The organism is Streptomyces sp. NPDC000075 (assembly GCF_040301925.1).
Lineage (GTDB): Bacteria > Actinomycetota > Actinomycetes > Streptomycetales > Streptomycetaceae > Streptomyces > Streptomyces polychromogenes.
Map to the genome: position 1 here is coordinate 1 of NZ_JBEPFL010000068.1, position 16379 is coordinate 16379.

The window sequence follows — 16379 nt, forward strand, 5'->3', positions numbered from 1 at the left end:
GGCCCACCGCCCTGTTCATGAACAAGCGGATCACCGGCGCCCCCACCACCATATCCTTAATGTACTACCCGTGGGACGCGGACGTCGGGGCCCGCGGAGCGGGTACCTGAGCGCTGCGCGCTCAGGAGAGACCGCCCTCGCTGCGCTCGGGCGAGGGCGCCTCCGGCGCCTGCCCCTCCGCTTCGCTCCGGGGCAATGAACCGCCTCGCTGCGCTCGGCGGGGCCCGGCTGCGCCGGGCTACAGCCGGCCCTTCGGGCCGGGAGTCCTCCGCTTCGCTTCGGACTGGTTCGGGCCTCCGCTTCGCTCCACCCGAACGGCCCGCTGCGCAGGCCTGGGTGACCCCGTTTCACGGGGTCCGGCCTTCGGCCTGGTGGGGTGTCCGCTTCGCTCCCACCCTGCCTTCCGGCTTCGCCTCCAGGTCCAAGGGCCCGCAAGCGGGCCCGGCCGGCAGCAGTGGGGGGCGACTCGGTCACCCCTCCCCGTGCAGTCTCTTGAGCGGTGCGGAGCGCTAAGCGGGACTCCCTGCCATCGGCCAGATGGTGTATCCGCGCGGAAGGTTAACGCTTCCAGCCTGCAAACTGGCGCAAGCTAAGTCCGTGGCTAACTCCGAGTCGGATACCAGTTCACCTCAAGCTGAAAAGCCGTGGTGGAAGCATCTAGGGAAATGGCTTCAGACTCTTCTCGGTGCTGTAGTGGTTGGGGTGGCCGTGGCCTGGATCACCGGAACGTTCGAAGAACGCCCGCCTCAGCCCCCGAAGCTCACCGAGGAGAGATACGTGCGTCCCTTCTCAGAGGAGGACCATCTCCGCAAGCCCTATCAGATTACTCAGACCTTTGAGACTGGTGAATGTCCAATTCACTCTCTGTACTCAACTGACCCGCAGGCACTCCGCTGCGGAGCCGAAAGCATTCACGACCCCTGCTGGCAGGGATTCAAATTGGTCGTATGCCTCCGCTCTCCCTGGGATCCCGACGTCGCAGCCATCAAGAACGCTACTGTTCCGGACGTCGGTGCCGAACCGACAGCTGAGGATGTACCGTCATGGGCTCTCCCATTCCGCGACGTATGGGCTCTAGAGATCCGCGATCCCTCGAACCCCAAGTCCACTCTGCAATGTGCCCGGGTTGGAGGGTTGACGGAAGTCATTGCAGGGATGGCCGTGCACTGGCGCTGCAACACTCCTGGTCGGCATGATCCGGAAGACCTCCCCGCAGGGAGCCTCATTGGCGAAATTACGCGTTCGCAGACAAAACCGTGGACCGTTTTCTACACCAGCGAAGACTCATCCGAAGTACTGAGGGCAGAAATCGTCACCGTCTGGCACTGATATACCGAGCAGTGGGACTGCCGCTCCAGCCACCATGAGCCATCGCATCACCAAGCGTGCCGCGCCGACACCGGCCTACGGGCCGACGACAACGGGGTACACGAGGAACGTTCCCGAGCGCCAGGTAGTCCTAGCCTTGCATCAAATTACTGAGCAGATACACATTGGAAACAACGCCCCCCACTGGCGCCCGACGCGACCTGCTGTTGTCGCGGATCAACCCAACTGCGCTCAACCGACCTGCGCAGCCATACCCAGAGCTGGAGAATCTGCAGGTCGCACGCCCGCGCGCTCCGGCCTCTGCGCAGATTCAGTGGGTCAGCACAGCTGCGACTCGCTCAGCTAACCTGCACAACCCCAGGTCAGAAGCCTGACGACTACGCAGTTCCACTGACCGCCGACACTTCCTCGTCCACCCACCCCACACAACCGGCCCCGGACCAGCCGATAGAGCAGAACTCACGAAACTGAGACAGCGTCACCCCTGGAGCGATAAAGACCCCAGATAGCGATCCCCCACCGATCTCTCACATCAAAGACAGTGACACAGCCCCCTAGACATGCCCCGACCAGCATCAACACCCAAGACACCCACTGTCTCTCAGGCCGCGATCGACAAGGACTGGAACCCGGGCGAGCGCGGGTGGACGGTGGACTGGCAGCGGCACTACGCCTACCTCACCCAGCTCCTGGACGAAGGCGCCCGCCTCACCGCCATCACGCCCGGGGTGACCCGGCACCGCGAGGACATCGGCCGGTGGCTCGCCACCCAACGACGGGACTGGAACCGGCTGAACCCCAAGCAGCAGACCCGCCTCGGCAAGCTGGGCGTCACCCCCGCGCGGGTCGTACGGGCCTGTCAGGCACCCGCGAAGAAGAAGGCGAACCTCCACGTCGGCCCGGGGCGCGGCAGCCTTCGACGCGGGCGTACAGGCCCTGGCGCAGTACCTCGCCCGGGAAGGCGGAGGTCTCCCCGGCCGACAGCACGTCGAACGATTGCCCGATGGGGCGGAGCCCAGGACTGGGGTGTGGGTGGTTAACCAACGCCAGCGCCGCGACCGACTCGACGCCACCCAACTCGCCGCCCTCGCCGCCCTCGCCGCCCTCGCCGCCCTCGCCGCCCTCGCCGCCCTCGCCGCCCTCGCCGCCCTCGCCGCCGCACTCTGCATCGACTGGGCGCAGTAGAAGAGGAAGCGGGCTACAGAGGAGACCATCCCCGACCGCTGTTCTGGGCAAATGCGGACCTGCACCCTCCATGTCAGCCTACGATCTTTCGAGAACCTGAGCTAGGCAGCTGAAAGGCTCATCTGCTGGGCGACAGGACCGAGGGGGGTACGTCGTGGCCACGCTGAACCACAAAGAACGCACCGTCGGCTTCTTCGAGGTCGTCGTTGTCAAAGAGGGCGAAGCCCGGCGCATTCCGGAGCTCATGGACTGGGACGGGACGCTCGCGGCTCTGGCTCAGGCGCCCGTCGGCGCGCGTTCACACGAGGGCGAGCACCGGATCGTGGGTACCACCATCACCCACAACATGGAGGACCACCTGCTCCTGCACCGGGTGAAGGATGCCGGTGAATGGCTGTCGGTAATCAACTTCGACACCGGTGACCTCCGCGAGCTTGAGCAGTCCGCGCATGAGGGCTACCTGGACACCTCCGTGGTCTGCTTCCTGCCGTTCGGCAACGTGGTGGGGATCATGCAGGGCGGTGTATCGGCGCCCAGTCACAAGGCTCTTGAGACCTGGCTCAACGGCATTGAGATGTTTCCCGGCACCCATCTGCAGTTGCGCCCTGTCGTTGCGCACTCCGAGATCGAGAAGCTCAAGACCGCCGTGGGGGCAAGCCGTGTCGAAGTGAAGGTCATGGGCAACAAGATGGGCGCGCTGCAGGACCGCCCCGGCGGCCTCGCCCGACTCCTGCGCGTTGCCGGCGACGCCTATGGGGAGATCAGCGTCACGATGGTCATTTCCGTGCCCAGGGGGAAGGAGCTCAGGGAACACCGGGAGCATCTGCTGGCGGATCTCGACGAGATCTCCGATGTCGTCACTGGTGCCGAACGGGCTCGGGCCCGGCTTGTGTACTCCGACCCCAGCGGCCCGGAACAGACCCGGCTCGTCGAGCTGGTCGAGCACAGCATCACGGCCAAGAAGCGAGTGCCGGCCACGGACGCGGAAGGCAACTCGATCCGGATCATGTCAGCGGTGGATGCCATCCTGGCAGCAGCGGCCGAGCACGAGGACGCGCTCCGGCTCGCGGTGGACGCGGGACAGTCATGACCTAGGCGGGGGGATCGTGTGGGCGTCCGTACAAGCATTATCGACTGGTGGGCCGAGCGTGCCTGGGCCGACTACCTGGTCTCGGCGACAGTCCTTGGTGCCCACCTCTTCGTCGTCCGGACGTCAGGATCAGGAGACTGGCTCACGTGGATCGGAGCCGCCCAGCGCACTGACATGTACGCGGCAGCGACCGGCGCCGTGTCGGCCATCGGTGGTCTCAGCGCCATCGCCATCGCCATTTACACCACGGCCAACGGCGAGCGGCTGCGCGCTGTACGGCAGCAGCAACAGCCGGGCGAGCTCAGGCGGACCTGGCGCAGTCTGTTGCAGGGAACCGCACTGGCGTGTGCTCTGATCCTGGCTGCGTTCTCACTCGATCGGGACGAAGATCCCCTCTCCGCCCGCTTCATCTTCGAGTACGCCATCCTCTTCGCTTCGCTGCGCTTCGCCCGATTCGTCTGGTTCTTCGACAAGATCATGGCCATCTCCGACGCGGACCAAGTCGAGGAAGGATCCTCCAGAGCTGTACCCGTGCGTGATCCGAACTGGTTGGAACGTCGACGGCGTCAGCACGACAGCAACGGGTAGCCCGACCAAAGGATGTGAAGCACCGGTTTTGTGACACCGTCCGACAGAGCCAAACGCCACCCCCCTGTGTCAGTACAGCGAGGCCAGGCACCACCTTCGTGTCAGCGAGCGCACCACTCCTCAAAGGCTCCGTCAGCGGGAGTCAGGGGACCTCTACCTCAGTGGGGATGCCAACGTCAGCCGTATGCCGGACATCGCCCGCCGCCGCGAGGTAGTGGCAAGGGTGGATCTGCTGAGGTTGGGGTGCGGTGTCGTCGAGGGGCTGGTGGGAGGGTGCGGGCCATAGGTGATGGGCTGGAGCGGCTCTTGTACGCGCGGCCGGTTCCCGCCACGACGGCGGATCAGCTGAAGGCCCTGTTGCGGTGGGAGCGCGGTTCCACCCGGCGGGTCGCCGTCGTCCTGGGCGTGTCCCAGCGGACCGTCCAGCGGTGGGTGGCGTGCGACCCGGGCCGTCGGGGGCGTCCGAGTCCCGGTCACGAGCAGAGGATCGCGGATCTGGTGCCGGTCCGCTGGCAGCCGCTGATCCGTGCGCGGCGGGCCGCGGCCGAGGCGGGCGGCGTGGTCGTCTACACGCGCGCCCGGTTCGGGTTCCAGGCCGGACCCGCCAGCTCCGACGACCCGCGCATGCGGCGCATCACGGGACGCCTGACCGGGGCGGTGACACAGCAGATCTTCGCCGCGCTGGACGCCGGCGCCAGCGAGAAGCAGCACGAGCTGATCCTCGGCCGTGCGCTGGGACACCTGTACTTCCGCGAGGCCGGCCACCGTGCCCACGGCCTCCACGTCACCCTTGGGGATATCGACTTCATCGAGTTCGGCCTCCAGTAAGGTGCCGAGGCCGCGGGTCTGCGGAGGTCAGCGGACGGTGGGGAGCGGGTAGTAGCCGTGGGCTTCCTGTACTTCGCGCCAGTCCCACACCACGGCGCCCTTCCGGGCCGCGCGTCCGGCGCCCGGTGGCTGGGGCGGGGGCAGCCGGGCTGTCTCGGCCAGGCGCAGGAGGGCCGGGCGCTGGCCGGGGTCGGCCAGCAGGTGGGTTGCCTGGGTCAGGTGGGCGTAGCGGGATGCGGCGTGCAGGAAGACGGTGGCCCAGGGTGGGACGGAGGACCGAGGGGCCGACGAGCATGCCCGCGAGGAGCTCGCCGACGATGGCGGGCATCCTGAAGCGTGCGGCCAACTGCCCCAGGCAGACGGCGAGGAGCAGCAGGAGCACCAGCTGGAGGAGGAGCACCAGCAGGGGGTGGTGGGTGAGGACGGGGACGGGGGCGGCGGTCGTCACCCCACGACGGTAGGACGCGCGCCTCCGGCCCGGCTCCTCCGGACCGGCAGGCCGTGACGAGTTGCGGAAGTCCGGGTACCAGGCCCCGGGTTCAGGCATGGTCGGCGGACAGATCGGTGCGGTGCTGTTCGAGGTCGGTGACCTCCTCGCGCGGGAAGACGTCGCGGTAGTCGAAGACCAGATGCTTGAGATGCTCCGTGGCGAAGTGTTCGTCGGAGCCGAGGTAGTCGCCCGTGAGCGTGGTGGGCGCGGCGGCGGTGCAATCGAGAAGCTCGTCCACGATCACGTGGTCGTACTCCTATCCGACTTTACGGAGACAGACCCGCCAGGCATCAATCTCGCCCTCCACACGGTCAACCACCCAGAGCTCACCGCACACCGGAAACGTGTCACCCACCTCAAGGGCATACCGGCGCTCCTCGCCATCGTCCACTACGAGCTGGACCGTGAGGGGACTTCCAGGAAAGGACTCCACACGGAGCACGCCGAAGAAGCAGAATGAAGTCTGCCGCGGGACTCCCGGCCTGAGGGACAACTCATCAATCACGTCGTTACTCCAAGGTGGTGTATCGCGGCCGGACGTACTTCTTGAACTGTTCGAGCGTCATGGACAGGTGGGATTTCTGCCATGGGTTATGCAGGTGGAAGCCTCCCCGGTCATCCACTCCGGTCACTTCATATGCATGGGCCCATGCTATGTCACCCGGTGGAGAAGGGGTGAGCTGCGAGTAACTCGCCAGTGGACGGCCGGTCCTTTTCTCGAACTCCTTCCTGACCTCCCTCTCGGAACGCGTACCAACCAGCACTGGTTTTCCTTCGGCGAGTTGCCGACGTATGTCGCCTATGAGCTGCTTGTCAGGACTGATACCATTCGGATCACGATGTTCTGGAAAGTCCCGCACGCTGGCGGGCCGGCCGGTGAGTTGCGTAAGCAGCTCGGCACGGTCTCTGGGGCTAGTCCCTTGGTCAAGCCGGACGTACTCGGGTATTTCAGGGGCTTCCCGAATCCTCTGAATCTCGACCCACCGGTCGCGACGCTCTTGGTCCCACATCTGATCGCTTCCTGCGATCGCCTTCTCAAGTACGGGCGCCCACGCTGTTCCCGTGCTCACGGAATCCGCGAAGGCAGGGCTATCAGGATCAGCGTCATAGACCGGCAGATCGGATGTCACGGTCAGATTGATTTCACTGCCTGTGGGCTCATACCTGTAGCGCGAGTAGTTGAACTTCGCCTCATGCAGCGTGACCTCATAATTGCCGTTCCCGGTCTCCCTGACACACTCGCGTATCGCTTCGGGGCGATGGCTGGCCACAGCGCCGAGCGTGGCGACGACGCCGCAGTCATTCAGGGTGCCCTGCTTCGCCTGCTCGCGCGAGGGCTCGCCGTCGAAAAGTGGTGTCCGGGTTCCGTCGGCACGGTCGAGAGGAGTCCCGTAACGGTCCGGGGTGTCGGCCGGAGATCGGGCCGGATTCTGGAAGGCTGGGTGATCGACTGTTCCCGTCAGGTGCTCGGATCGTCCTGTCTCCTTCCGCCCCCTCCCCGCCCGCTGTTTCAGCGCGTCCCAGACTCCGCCTTCCACAGCATCATCGCCAGCGCCCACACGGTCGTGCCGTCCGGAAGCGTCCTTGGTGGCGGGCGCGGCGTCGTTCGGTGGAGGCGCCTCCTCCGGGCCAGAGGCCTCCGAAGCCGCGACATGCTCGGAAGGCACCCCGGGAGTGCCCGAGGAGTCGTTGGGCTGGAGCGGGTCGGGCGCCGCGTCGGCGTCGTACGGTGACGCCACTGCGGTGTCACCGGCCGCGCTCGGTGGTTCGACGGCTTCGTCCGACGCCGGGACGGGGGCGGGCGCCTCGTCCGCTTCCGGCGAACCGGACCCGGCCGAGTCAACGGCTTCCGCCGGAACCGGGGCTTCATCCGAATCCGACGCCGCGTCCGACGGCGCGGGCCCGGACCTGCCGGGGGCATCGGCGGACTCAGGAGCGTCGGGCCGTTCCGGCGCGGCCGAGTCCTCCTTGGCCGCCTCGCGCGGCTGCTCCGCTCCGAGTGACGCGGTGTACGGGGCCGAGTACGGCACGGAGTCGTCGTAGGGCTTGAGTTCCAGCTCCAGCTCGGGAACCTCGTCGTCCGGCCTCTCCGGATTGCCGGAGCTCTCCGGCACGGCCGTTCTCCCGCCCTCGGCGGGCGCCTTCGAGTACTCGGGTCCGGCCGACGCGGGGGCGTCGTCCGACGCCGGCGCAGGGGTAGGCGCCTCATCCGCTTCCGGGGAAGCCGAACCGGCCGAGTCGACGGCCTCCGCAGGGCCCGGGGCCTCCGCTTGATCCGGCGCCACGTCCGGGGCCGGGCTCTCGGCCGGACGCACGGGCTCCGCCTCTTCAGCGCGCCGCGTCTGCTCGGCCGGCTCCGGGGCCTCGTCAGGGTCGCCGGCCTCGGCGGGTGTGGGAGCCTCCTCGGGATCGGAGGACGCCGCGTCGGCCGGTGCGGGAGCCTCGCCCGGATGCGGGGCGGCATCAGCCGCCGGGCCGGACGGCCAGTCGCGGGCTTCCGCACCGCCACCCCGGGGTGAAGCCGGCTCGGGGGCGTCGTCCGACGCCGGGGCGGGGGTGGGCGCATCGTCCGTATCCGCCTCCGGCCAAGCCGAACCGGGCGAGTCGACGGCCTCCGTAGGGACCGGGGCTTCATCCGGATCCGGAGTCGCCTCCGATGGCGCGGCCCCGGGCCGGCCCGGGGCCTCGGCCGAGGCCGACGCGTCGGCAGGGTCGGGGGCCGCCTCGTCGGGGTCGGGAGTCCCGGCAGAGTCGGAAGCTTCGTGGGGGACCGGTGCGTCTGCCGGGGCGGGGGCCTCTGCCCGGTCCGTCGGTGGGGACGGGTCGGGGGCGTCCGTGGGTTCCGGTGTGGGGGGTGCTTCCGGACGTGGGGGCTGTTCCGGCGGACGTTCGCTCATCGGGCACCTGCCGGCCGGACGTTGTCGCGGTACAGACGTACCCACGGCAGGGTGTTGCGCTGCCACGCCGCTCGGGCCACGTGGATGAACACGCAGGCCCGGTAATCGTCCACCGCTGCGTCCCGGTCCCCTTTCGGCACGCGCAGCGGGACCGTGTCGGCGAGGCCGGCCACCCAGTCGGCGGTGTCGCGCCACCAGTCGGCCTGCTCGCGGGACGTCTTCGGGTACGTCGCCACGCGTTCCTTCAGCTTCGTGCCGTGCTCGGGCCACACCGCCGTCGCCGCCCGGGTGCGGAAGGTGCAGCGGTGACGGCAGCCTTCACAATCGGGGAAGGGGGCCAGAGCGGCGTCGACCGCCTCGTTGCCGGCCGCCAAGGCGCGGAACCGGGTGCCGAGTTCTGCGTCCGTGGCCAGGGGTGCCCGGCTGACGCCCGCCTCCCTCGCCGCCTGCGCGCGTACGTCGGGGACGCGGAGCAGTCCCGGACGGTCGACGCGGTCGTGGTGGGCGAAGGCCTGGAAGGGCTCCAGGGAGGCGGCATACCGCTCCTGGTCGGGGGAGAACCGCATGGTTCCGCCGATGAGGTTGCGGTCCTCGGCGGACGGCAGCCGGTGCATGACCTTGAGGTTGGTGTTCTTGTACGCGTCCTCGACGAGCTTGCCGGGAACCTGCTCGACGATGACGATGCCCTCGCCGTACTTGCGGTTCTCCGCCAGCGTGTTGGCGAAGGCCTGGGCCGCCCGGGCCTGGGCGTTGCCCTCCTTCGCGTCGCCACCACGGGCTACCGGCTGCCCGAGCAGGCGGTGCGCCTCCTCGATCACGGTGACGTGGGCGAGGGAACCGCCCTCGCGGTTCGCCTTGTAGTACTCGGTCATGGTCTGCAGGAGCAGCGCCGTGATGAGCGACTGCTCCTTCTCGTTGTCGCCGACGCCGGCCAGTTCGATGATCACCGGGCGGCGGAGCAGCTCCTCCACCGGGTAGGAGCGGGCCACGTCCAGGGTGGTGCCGCACGCCCCCTCCGCGAGGGACTCCGCACGCAGGCGGGACGCGGCGACGATGTTGTCGCGTACCTCGCCCGAGTAGTCCAGCTGCTCGCACTGCTTGCGCATCTCCGTGATGAAGTCACGCAGTGTCGGCCATGTTCCGGTGTGGACCGGCTCGGCGATGTCGGTGGGGACGATGCCCTTGCGGGCGTACGTCGCCCGCAGCGCCCGGTTGTAGATGCTGGGCAGCGGGTCCCAGAGGCCGAAGGCCGCGTCGAAGCAGGCCATGAGTCCGGCGATGTGGGTGCTGACGCGAACCCCGGCCGGCACCTCGAAGGGGTTGAGGCGCAGGGGGGCGACGGATTCGTCGCCGACCGTGAGGACCACCAGGTCCTCGAATCCGGGGCGGGTGGCCAGCCAGCGGTAGTCGTCCAGGGCGGAGTTGACGGGTTCGAGGACGAGGAAGGGAACGCTGTGGTCCCGCCACAGCTGCTCGCAGAACGCCAGGGTGGTGTTGGTCTTGCCGGAGCCGGTCGTACCCACGATCAGGGCATGCCGGGTGAGGTCGCCGAGGCCGATGCCCAGGGGGCCTGCGGGCCGGTCGTTGACGAGCTGCTGCCCGAGCGTGATGGCGGGGCCGTCCATGCGGTACGCGGTCTCACCGGCGATGCCGGGGCGCCGTACGGGAAAGCCCGTCATGTGGCCGCTGACGGCCAGAGGCAGGCGGAAGGCCGCGGCAGCCTCACGGGCATCGACGAGTTCCGGAAGCAGTCGCAAGGGCGCGGAGAGCTGTTCGGGCAGCCGCCAGCAATGGTCTCCGCCCCAACGCGACTGGTCCAGGGTGGTCAGCTGCCGCCAGGCGGCCGGCAGTTCGCCGGGGGCCGGCCAGGCCACGGTGTGGGCGGCGCCGTTGATCGTCTCGTTGAGAACGCCGCCCTCACGAGCCTGCACCGGCGGGGACACCGTGGCACCGACGAGCTCGGCGAGGGATTCCGGCAGGGGCGCCGGCGAGGCGAGCGCGATCCGGATGCGGAACACCCGGTCGGTGTAGCGGCGGGCGGCATCGGCATAGATCCGGGAGGCGTCCACGGCGAAGGCGTCGGCGGCGAGTTGGGCGCCCGGCGACCACAGCCCGTCGGGGAGCTGCCCAGGGGTGCCCAGGCGTCCGTACTGTGTGGCGATGCGGTGCAGGAGCGGCCCGAAGTCGGGCGGTACGACGTACGGCTCCAGGCCGATGCTGAGCATCACTGGATGCGGGTGCGCGGCCAGTGCCTGCCACAGCATGTCCCACGGCGGGGCCGCCGCCGTGAACGGCTGCGGCGCGAGGTAGTAGTGCACTCCGGCGTCGGGGCGGTTGGGGAGCCCACTGTGGTAGCGCTTGCGGATCTCCGCCACCCCCGCCGCATCGGGTGAGAAGGGGGTCAGCAGCCGTGCCGTCTCACCGCCGTCCTCGACAGGCGTGGCGTGCACATGCCGGGGCAGCGCCGCCATGCGGTCACGGAGCGCGCGTGCGGCCGCCTCCGCGCGCTCCGCGGTGGGAGCCGCCACCCGACCGAGCAGGGCGCACGAGATCCTGCGTTCGACCGGATCGCTGAGGTATCGCAGCTCGATCCGTTCACCGTGGCCGATGTTCCACTGCCCGGTCAGCCATGCGGTCTCGGCGGCCACCGCCTTGGTCCTGCGCTCCAACTCCGGCAGGTCCGCGTACTCCTGGGTCTCGGTGAGGTCGGCGGCGGCATCGACGCGAACGGCCGTCCAGGCCCAGACGGTCGAGCCGTCGGTGACGGTGAGCACGCCGTCCGACCCGGCTGCGCTCAGCTTCCGCTCCTGGGAGTGCCGTACGGGGGTGTGGGCGGGGAGGGAGGCGGGGTCGACGGGGCATAGGGAGGCGGCGGGGTTCCCGGGACCGGCGGAGCCGGGTAGGCCTGGTGCACACGCGGCGCCATGGCCGGAGCCCCCGTCCCGGAGACGGGACCGGCGCCCGGGACCGGACCGTTTCCGTTCGTGGTCACCGGCTCGGTCGCCGTGGCACCGGACTGGATGGGCGGCTCCTGGCCGAAGGTCGACACGAGCGGAACCTCGATCCCCTGGACAGCCGTCTCCACCCCCTCACGGGCCGCGGAGTGCACGGCCTCCCGCATGGCACGCGGCGTCTCGGTGCGGAGCATCTGGTTGATCACACCTGTGCGGTTGAACATCCCGCCCACGAGATCCTTCAGGAAGTGACCGATGATCACCGCTCCTGAGCGGCTGCGCCACATCGTCCATCCGACGTACAGGCTGGTCCCGTAGCCGAAGACCGTGACGTAGGCGACGTACCGGCCGCTTCTGATGACCAGCCGGTTGTTCACGACCTCGGGCATGATGTCGCTGCGGATCCGGACCGGCACCGCGGACACGGGAATCTTCCGCCGTGCGAGGGCCCCGTAGACGGCCGCATAGGCGGAGGACGATGCCGCATGCTTGTCCTCCAGCAGGGTCTTCCACTCCGAGACCGGTTCGTTGATGCGCGCGGCGAGAAGGACGACCCAGAAGGCGATGAAACCGAGGATCTGTCCGACGCTCAGCTCACCACCCGCGTCGAAGGGGCCGGAATCCGACAGCAGGGCCGGCAACAGACCGAAGATCATGAAGACGAAGACGGAGACCACAAAGGCCTGGAACCAGAGCTGGAACACCGTCCGGAACGCCACCGATTCGTCGAAACCCAGCTCGACGTTCTCATACCGCATCGTCTGGTTGCGATACGCGGCATTCGGCCCCATCGCCCCCGTGGCCGCCCAACCCGCCGCGCCTCCCGCTTGCATACCGTCCATGGCTCCCGTTCCCCCGTCCCAGCAGTCCAGATGATCACAGTAGTGCAGGCATCCGACGCCGGCCAAAGCCCCGCGACTGTCGTGGAACGGCTGCCGAGAACGGGGGGCGGCCCTGTCATCAGAGGGAGTTGACCGGCAGGACGTCCGGGGACAGGGTGCCGGCGTGCGCCGAGGCGGAGGTGGCGCGGCGGCGGTGGTGGCACTTCCGCCACTGACCGCGGACACTCGTCCAATGCACGGTGCGGCCCCCGACCCACTCCCCCGGGTCGGGGGCCGCACTACACCATCACCCCGACCCCGGCGGGTCTGCGATTGGCCCCATCACCACGGACCGACGAGACCTTCCCCACGAGCCTCAACCCGCCCAGAGGACCGGTCGCGAGCCCTGCACCCGCTGTTCGGGATGCACATCCAGCCCTGCGCGACGGGAGTGACCGACGGGATCTGGGCCACCGCCGCCCACGACTTCAGCCGGGCAGCGGGACGACGGTTCATTTCGAGCTTGCGCGGAGGTAGCGACAGGCGACACCGTCGTCGGGGTCACCGACCATGACGAACAGGACGGTGGTACTGCCGTCCTTGCCCGACTCGACTTCGTGGCCGGACGAACCCATGGTCAGCGACAGTCGATGCGGGCCGGCATCGTCCCCGGCGGGGCCGAGCTTCCAGGAGCCGTCGCCATCCACGGTCTTGGTCACCTTCGAACCGTCGCTGTCGACGGGGAAGCCGGTGACCTGCGCGGAGTGGTCCGCGTTGATGGTCAGGGTCGCCGTGCAGTTGGTGCCGTTCCAGGTCCCCACGACCCGATTGTCGGTCAGCGGCGTCGTGTCCCACGCCAAGCTCCCGTCCAGAAGGCTGCATCCACTGATCAGCAGTTCGCAGGAAAGGGCGGTGGCAGCGAGAGCAAGGTGTCGGCGGGAGGATCTCACGTATGTTCTGTTCCGTTCGGATCAGGAGCGAGCGGCGCTCGTAGATCATCGTGGCAAGTGCCGAGGTCGCACAAGAGCCTCCCGCGCGCGGGGCTTCACGTCCGCATCAGCTTCGGCCGGCTCGTACGCGCAGCGGCCACCCGGCCCGAACGCCCCCGCTCCGACAGCGCGCTCAGCCGTCGGCGTGGGTATGGCGGATCAACGCCCGGCCGGGAGGCGCTCGCGAGGCCGCGTTGCCCGCAAATCCCCACGGCGGGACACCGGCCCGGTGACGGCGGCCGGCCCCGCACACGGCAGCGCGGGCCGCCACCGGGTGTGATGGCGCCTGCGCCGGGGCCGTCAGGGGTTCTCAGCCCCTGTTGTGGACCAACTACCGGGCATGGTGTGCGCGACCGCTGCCGTAGTCCGTCGGCTCCCACACCTCACGAGGGGCGGGCTCACTCGCAGGTCGAGCATGACGTTCAGCTGGTCGCGCTCGGCATCGCTGACGTTCAGCCGGTAGACGTGCTTGATGTGGGTCCACGCCCGGGAGTACGTGCACCAGTAGGCGTGTGACGGGGGACTCCACTGGCCCGGGGACTGGTCTCCCTTCGACCGGTTCGATGCCGCCGACACCGCGATCAACTGCGGTTTGTCCAGGTCGTTCGCGAACTTCTTGCGGGTGGGGGCCGGAGCGAACTCACCGGCCCGGACCCGGCTCGCCCACCCTCAGGCGACGACAGCCGACCGGCCACGATCGGCCGGAAACTGCCACGGCACCACGGCACCGGCAACAACGTACTCGATCCCGTCATCGTCATCGGCGTCCACGCCGACGACACCGGCTACGGCGTCACCCGCCGCTGACCCCGCCGTGACTATCCATCGGCCGCGGACCAAGCACCTCTGCGAGGGTGCGGCGGTGGAGCCGCTTCGGTCTCAGTGCTCATAGGCCACCCCCGCCCGCACCGCGGCCGGGCCCGGCACCGACTCGGCGGCCTGCGCGAGCATCGGCTCCACCGGCGGTCGCAACGTCACAGGGCCTCCCTCGCAGCCCCCTCCCTCCAGGGTCGACCGAATCCAGCGAGGACGACGCCCCCGCCTCATGCCCTGTGACAGCGGCCTGCGCCAAGTGCCCGGGTTGGCCAGGATTGCCAACCCGGGCACCTACCTGTTCATCAGCATTCGCGGAGGCCTGGGGCGGGGTCCTGCCCGGTGTTGACGTCCACTGCCGGGACGTTCCCCCATGCACCGTTGTCGAGCTGTGTCCAGTACCAGATGTCGTTCCCCCCGGGGTGAGGGTCTCCGTGCCCCCAGCACTGGAACCAGCTGAAGGTGCCATTGAGCGTGCCGCGGGTCGCCGAACGGTACGAGCGATCGGCGTAGCCCTTGGCCCCGGCCTTGTTGCCGCAGTACAGCCGGCCGTCAGAGCGGACGCCGCACTCGGCAGCGGCAGCGTGAGCAGCGGGCATTGTCAGTGCGAGCAACGCCGTCGCGGCGAGGGTGCCCACGGTGGCAGTCATCCGTCGAGTCATCATGATCGGTTCAACGGGCGAATCGGAACCGGGTCACTCGTGGCTGGTCGCATCCGGCCACGAGTGACCCTTTGCCCCAGGCCGCCTACCCATCAATGGCACGAACCGGCGCATGCTCATACTTCGAGGGCAATGATCAAGGTCCGCTGTCACAGGGCATCCATCCGGGTGTGACTGAGCGCCGCAGCTGCTTCGATGGACAACTCCGGTGCTCAACTTGGCGCCGGCAGGGTCACTCTTCCTGGGCGCGCAGTCCTGTCCGTTCGTCTCCGCAGGGCCGCCGTGGCATGCAGAAATGCGCTGTGCCCTCGCCCCCATTCAGGGGGGCGAGGGCACAGCAGGGGCGAGCGCTCAGCTGTTGGTGCAGGGGGTGGAGGGTGCCAGGAGTAGACACCCCCGAGCAGTACGGCGCCGTACAGGACGGCGGGTATCCAGGGCACGGGCCGCTACATCGGACCTCCTCAACGGCTGATGAAAGCCCAGGGGGCTCTTTTCCCCGCAGCGTACGCGGCCCATGGCGCGCATCCATACCCGCTCCGGGAACGGGCGCACAGTGTGGCCGGAGGTCATGTGACCTCTGGCCACAGCCGAGCGGGTCATCTCTCACTTACCGGTGATGACCAGCGGCTTCTAGCTTCAAGGCGTCACACTTCCCATCGAGAAGAGGGCTCGTGCTACGCCATCTCGCCATCGCCCCGTTGCTGCTTATGACCGCCCTGACCGTTCCGGCGGACAGCACCCGGGAGGACCGCTGCTCCGGCGTCCGGGTCCCGGGAGCCGAGTACTCGGTGCCGCGCGACCGGAGTCGGTGCACCGGGCGGTCGAGCGGATCTCGCTGACCGGGAGGATCCAGCGCCCGCTGATCAGCATTCAGGGCACGCTCGACGCGCTAACTCCGCCGGCCACCTTCGGTGACGTGTACGACCGGATGGTCACCGACGCGGGGCGCGCCTCGCAGCACCGCTACGTGCACGTCCCCGGAGGGGCCCACACCGACGGACTGGCCGCGATCGGCAAGGAGGCGTACAGGCCGATGCTGCCGTCCTTTGTCGCGGCGTTCGCCGAAATGGAGGCCTGGACGAGGGCGACCACCCCCTCCTGACCCCCTCCCGGCGGGCCCAGCCACAACCCCTTCTCATTCATTGTCCACCGCATCTGGAGACACCATGTCATCGAAGTCCCTTTACAAGCTTGCTGGTTGGGCCGGCCTGGGATGCGCAGCCATCCTTCTGCTCAACGCCGCTCGGCGTGGCTCCCTGATCCCCGACGACCTGGCCGTCACCCACGCCCTCGCGCCTCTGGCGGAGGCCCTCGGACTGTTCCTGGTCACCGGGCTGTTCCTCGCCGACCGGCGCCGCACCGGCAGCCTCGGGACGGTCGGCTACGCCCTGAACTCGCTGGGGATGGCCGGCCTGCTGGGCGTGGAGTTCATTCTCAACCTCGTCTTCCCCGAGCTGGCGAAGCCGCAAATCACCACGCTTCTGAACGGCCTGACCGGCACCGTCTTCACCGTCTCGTCGATACTTTTCCTGGTCGGCGCGACCACCCTCGGGGCAGCCATGTGGAAGTCCGGCGGGTTCCCCCGCCCGGCGATCGCGGCCTACGTCCTCGGCGCCGTCCCGGTAGCCCTGCGAGGTGTCCTGCCCACCGCCGTGTTCCCTCCCGGCCTGCTGCTGATGGCCATCGGCGTCGCCCTGCTCAGTCTCACCCTGGTCCGACGCGCCCCCGCACTC

General features: G+C 68.8%; 14 protein-coding genes and 2 pseudogenes. 8 read left to right on the forward strand and 8 right to left on the reverse strand.

What is annotated here, in order from left to right; all coding sequences use genetic code 11:
• Positions 1 to 597: 597 nt before the first annotated feature.
• The 6 genes and pseudogenes from ABT403_RS38480 (at position 598) to tpg (ending at position 5020) form a co-directional block, all read left to right on the forward strand.
• Complete coding sequence (locus ABT403_RS38480; protein WP_344171042.1) at positions 598 to 1329, forward strand: hypothetical protein; 732 nt, start codon at positions 598 to 600, stop codon at positions 1327 to 1329.
• A 560-nt stretch (positions 1330 to 1889) separates the two neighbouring features.
• Positions 1890 to 2369 (forward strand): helicase associated domain-containing protein, encoded by a 480-nt coding sequence (locus ABT403_RS38485; protein ID WP_351650915.1) that lies wholly within the window; start codon positions 1890 to 1892, stop codon positions 2367 to 2369.
• Positions 2251 to 2514 (forward strand): annotated as a pseudogene (locus tag ABT403_RS39140) (hypothetical protein); the annotation flags it as partial. The gene ABT403_RS38485 and the pseudogene ABT403_RS39140, both read left to right, overlap by 119 nt.
• Before the next feature lie 154 nt (positions 2515 to 2668).
• Positions 2669 to 3604: a hypothetical protein gene (locus tag ABT403_RS38495; RefSeq protein WP_344171048.1), complete on the forward strand. Its 936-nt coding sequence runs from the start codon at positions 2669 to 2671 to the stop codon at positions 3602 to 3604.
• A 174-nt stretch (positions 3605 to 3778) separates the two neighbouring features.
• On the forward strand, positions 3779 to 4192 hold the full coding sequence (locus ABT403_RS38500; RefSeq protein ID WP_344171051.1) for a hypothetical protein: 414 nt from the start codon (positions 3779 to 3781) through the stop codon (positions 4190 to 4192).
• A 306-nt stretch (positions 4193 to 4498) separates the two neighbouring features.
• Positions 4499 to 5020 carry a telomere-protecting terminal protein Tpg gene (gene tpg, locus ABT403_RS38505; protein ID WP_344171054.1) on the forward strand — a complete coding sequence of 174 codons (522 nt, stop codon included), beginning with the start codon at positions 4499 to 4501 and terminating at the stop codon, positions 5018 to 5020.
• A gap of 539 nt (positions 5021 to 5559) precedes the next feature.
• Here tpg and ABT403_RS38510 read toward each other — a convergent pair.
• The 8 genes and pseudogenes from ABT403_RS38510 to ABT403_RS38550 form a co-directional block, all read right to left on the reverse strand.
• Positions 5560 to 5748, reverse strand: coding sequence for a hypothetical protein (locus ABT403_RS38510; RefSeq protein WP_344171057.1), 189 nt, complete (start codon positions 5746 to 5748; stop codon positions 5560 to 5562).
• Positions 5749 to 5766: 18 nt separating this feature from the next.
• On the reverse strand, positions 5767 to 6015 hold the full coding sequence (locus ABT403_RS38515; RefSeq protein WP_042819273.1) for a DUF6406 domain-containing protein: 249 nt from the start codon (positions 6013 to 6015) through the stop codon (positions 5767 to 5769).
• 4 nt (positions 6016 to 6019) lie between these two features.
• The gene (locus ABT403_RS38520) at positions 6020 to 7624 is read right to left on the reverse strand and encodes a hypothetical protein (protein WP_344171063.1); all 1605 of its coding nucleotides are present in this window, start codon (positions 7622 to 7624) and stop codon (positions 6020 to 6022) included.
• Positions 7625 to 8403: 779 nt separating this feature from the next.
• Positions 8404 to 11181, reverse strand: a complete 2778-nt coding sequence (locus ABT403_RS38525; RefSeq protein WP_344171066.1) for an ATP-binding protein — start codon at positions 11179 to 11181, stop codon at positions 8404 to 8406.
• Positions 11182 to 11201: 20 nt separating this feature from the next.
• Positions 11202 to 12269, reverse strand: a complete 1068-nt coding sequence (locus tag ABT403_RS38530; protein WP_344171069.1) for a hypothetical protein — start codon at positions 12267 to 12269, stop codon at positions 11202 to 11204.
• A 52-nt stretch (positions 12270 to 12321) separates the two neighbouring features.
• Positions 12322 to 12402 (reverse strand): annotated as a pseudogene (locus tag ABT403_RS38535) (thymidine kinase); the annotation flags it as partial.
• A gap of 292 nt (positions 12403 to 12694) precedes the next feature.
• Entirely contained in the window at positions 12695 to 13003 is a 309-nt protein-coding gene (locus tag ABT403_RS38540; protein ID WP_344171072.1) for a hypothetical protein, read from the reverse strand.
• Positions 13004 to 14289: 1286 nt separating this feature from the next.
• A complete protein-coding gene (locus ABT403_RS38550; RefSeq protein WP_344171075.1) occupies positions 14290 to 14634 on the reverse strand; it encodes a hypothetical protein in 345 nt (114 codons plus the stop codon).
• Between the two features lie 820 nt (positions 14635 to 15454).
• Between ABT403_RS38550 and ABT403_RS38555 the strand changes: the two genes are divergently transcribed.
• Both ABT403_RS38555 and ABT403_RS38560 read left to right on the forward strand, forming a co-directional pair.
• A complete protein-coding gene (locus tag ABT403_RS38555) occupies positions 15455 to 15748 on the forward strand; it encodes a hypothetical protein (RefSeq protein WP_344171078.1) in 294 nt (97 codons plus the stop codon).
• Positions 15749 to 15812: 64 nt separating this feature from the next.
• Positions 15813 to 16379: hypothetical protein (locus ABT403_RS38560; protein WP_351650922.1), on the forward strand; the 567-nt coding region annotated here is incomplete at its 3' end.

What these genes read in the sequence shown, in the direction of transcription:
- ABT403_RS38485 (WP_351650915.1), top strand. Translation starts at nt 1,890, where the DNA reads ATGCCCCGACCAGCATCAACACCCAAGACACCCACTGTCTCTCAGGCC.
- ABT403_RS38550 (WP_344171075.1), bottom strand. Translation starts at nt 14,634, where the DNA reads ATGACTGCCACCGTGGGCACCCTCGCCGCGACGGCGTTGCTCGCACTG.
- ABT403_RS38500 (WP_344171051.1), top strand. Translation starts at nt 3,779, where the DNA reads ATGTACGCGGCAGCGACCGGCGCCGTGTCGGCCATCGGTGGTCTCAGC.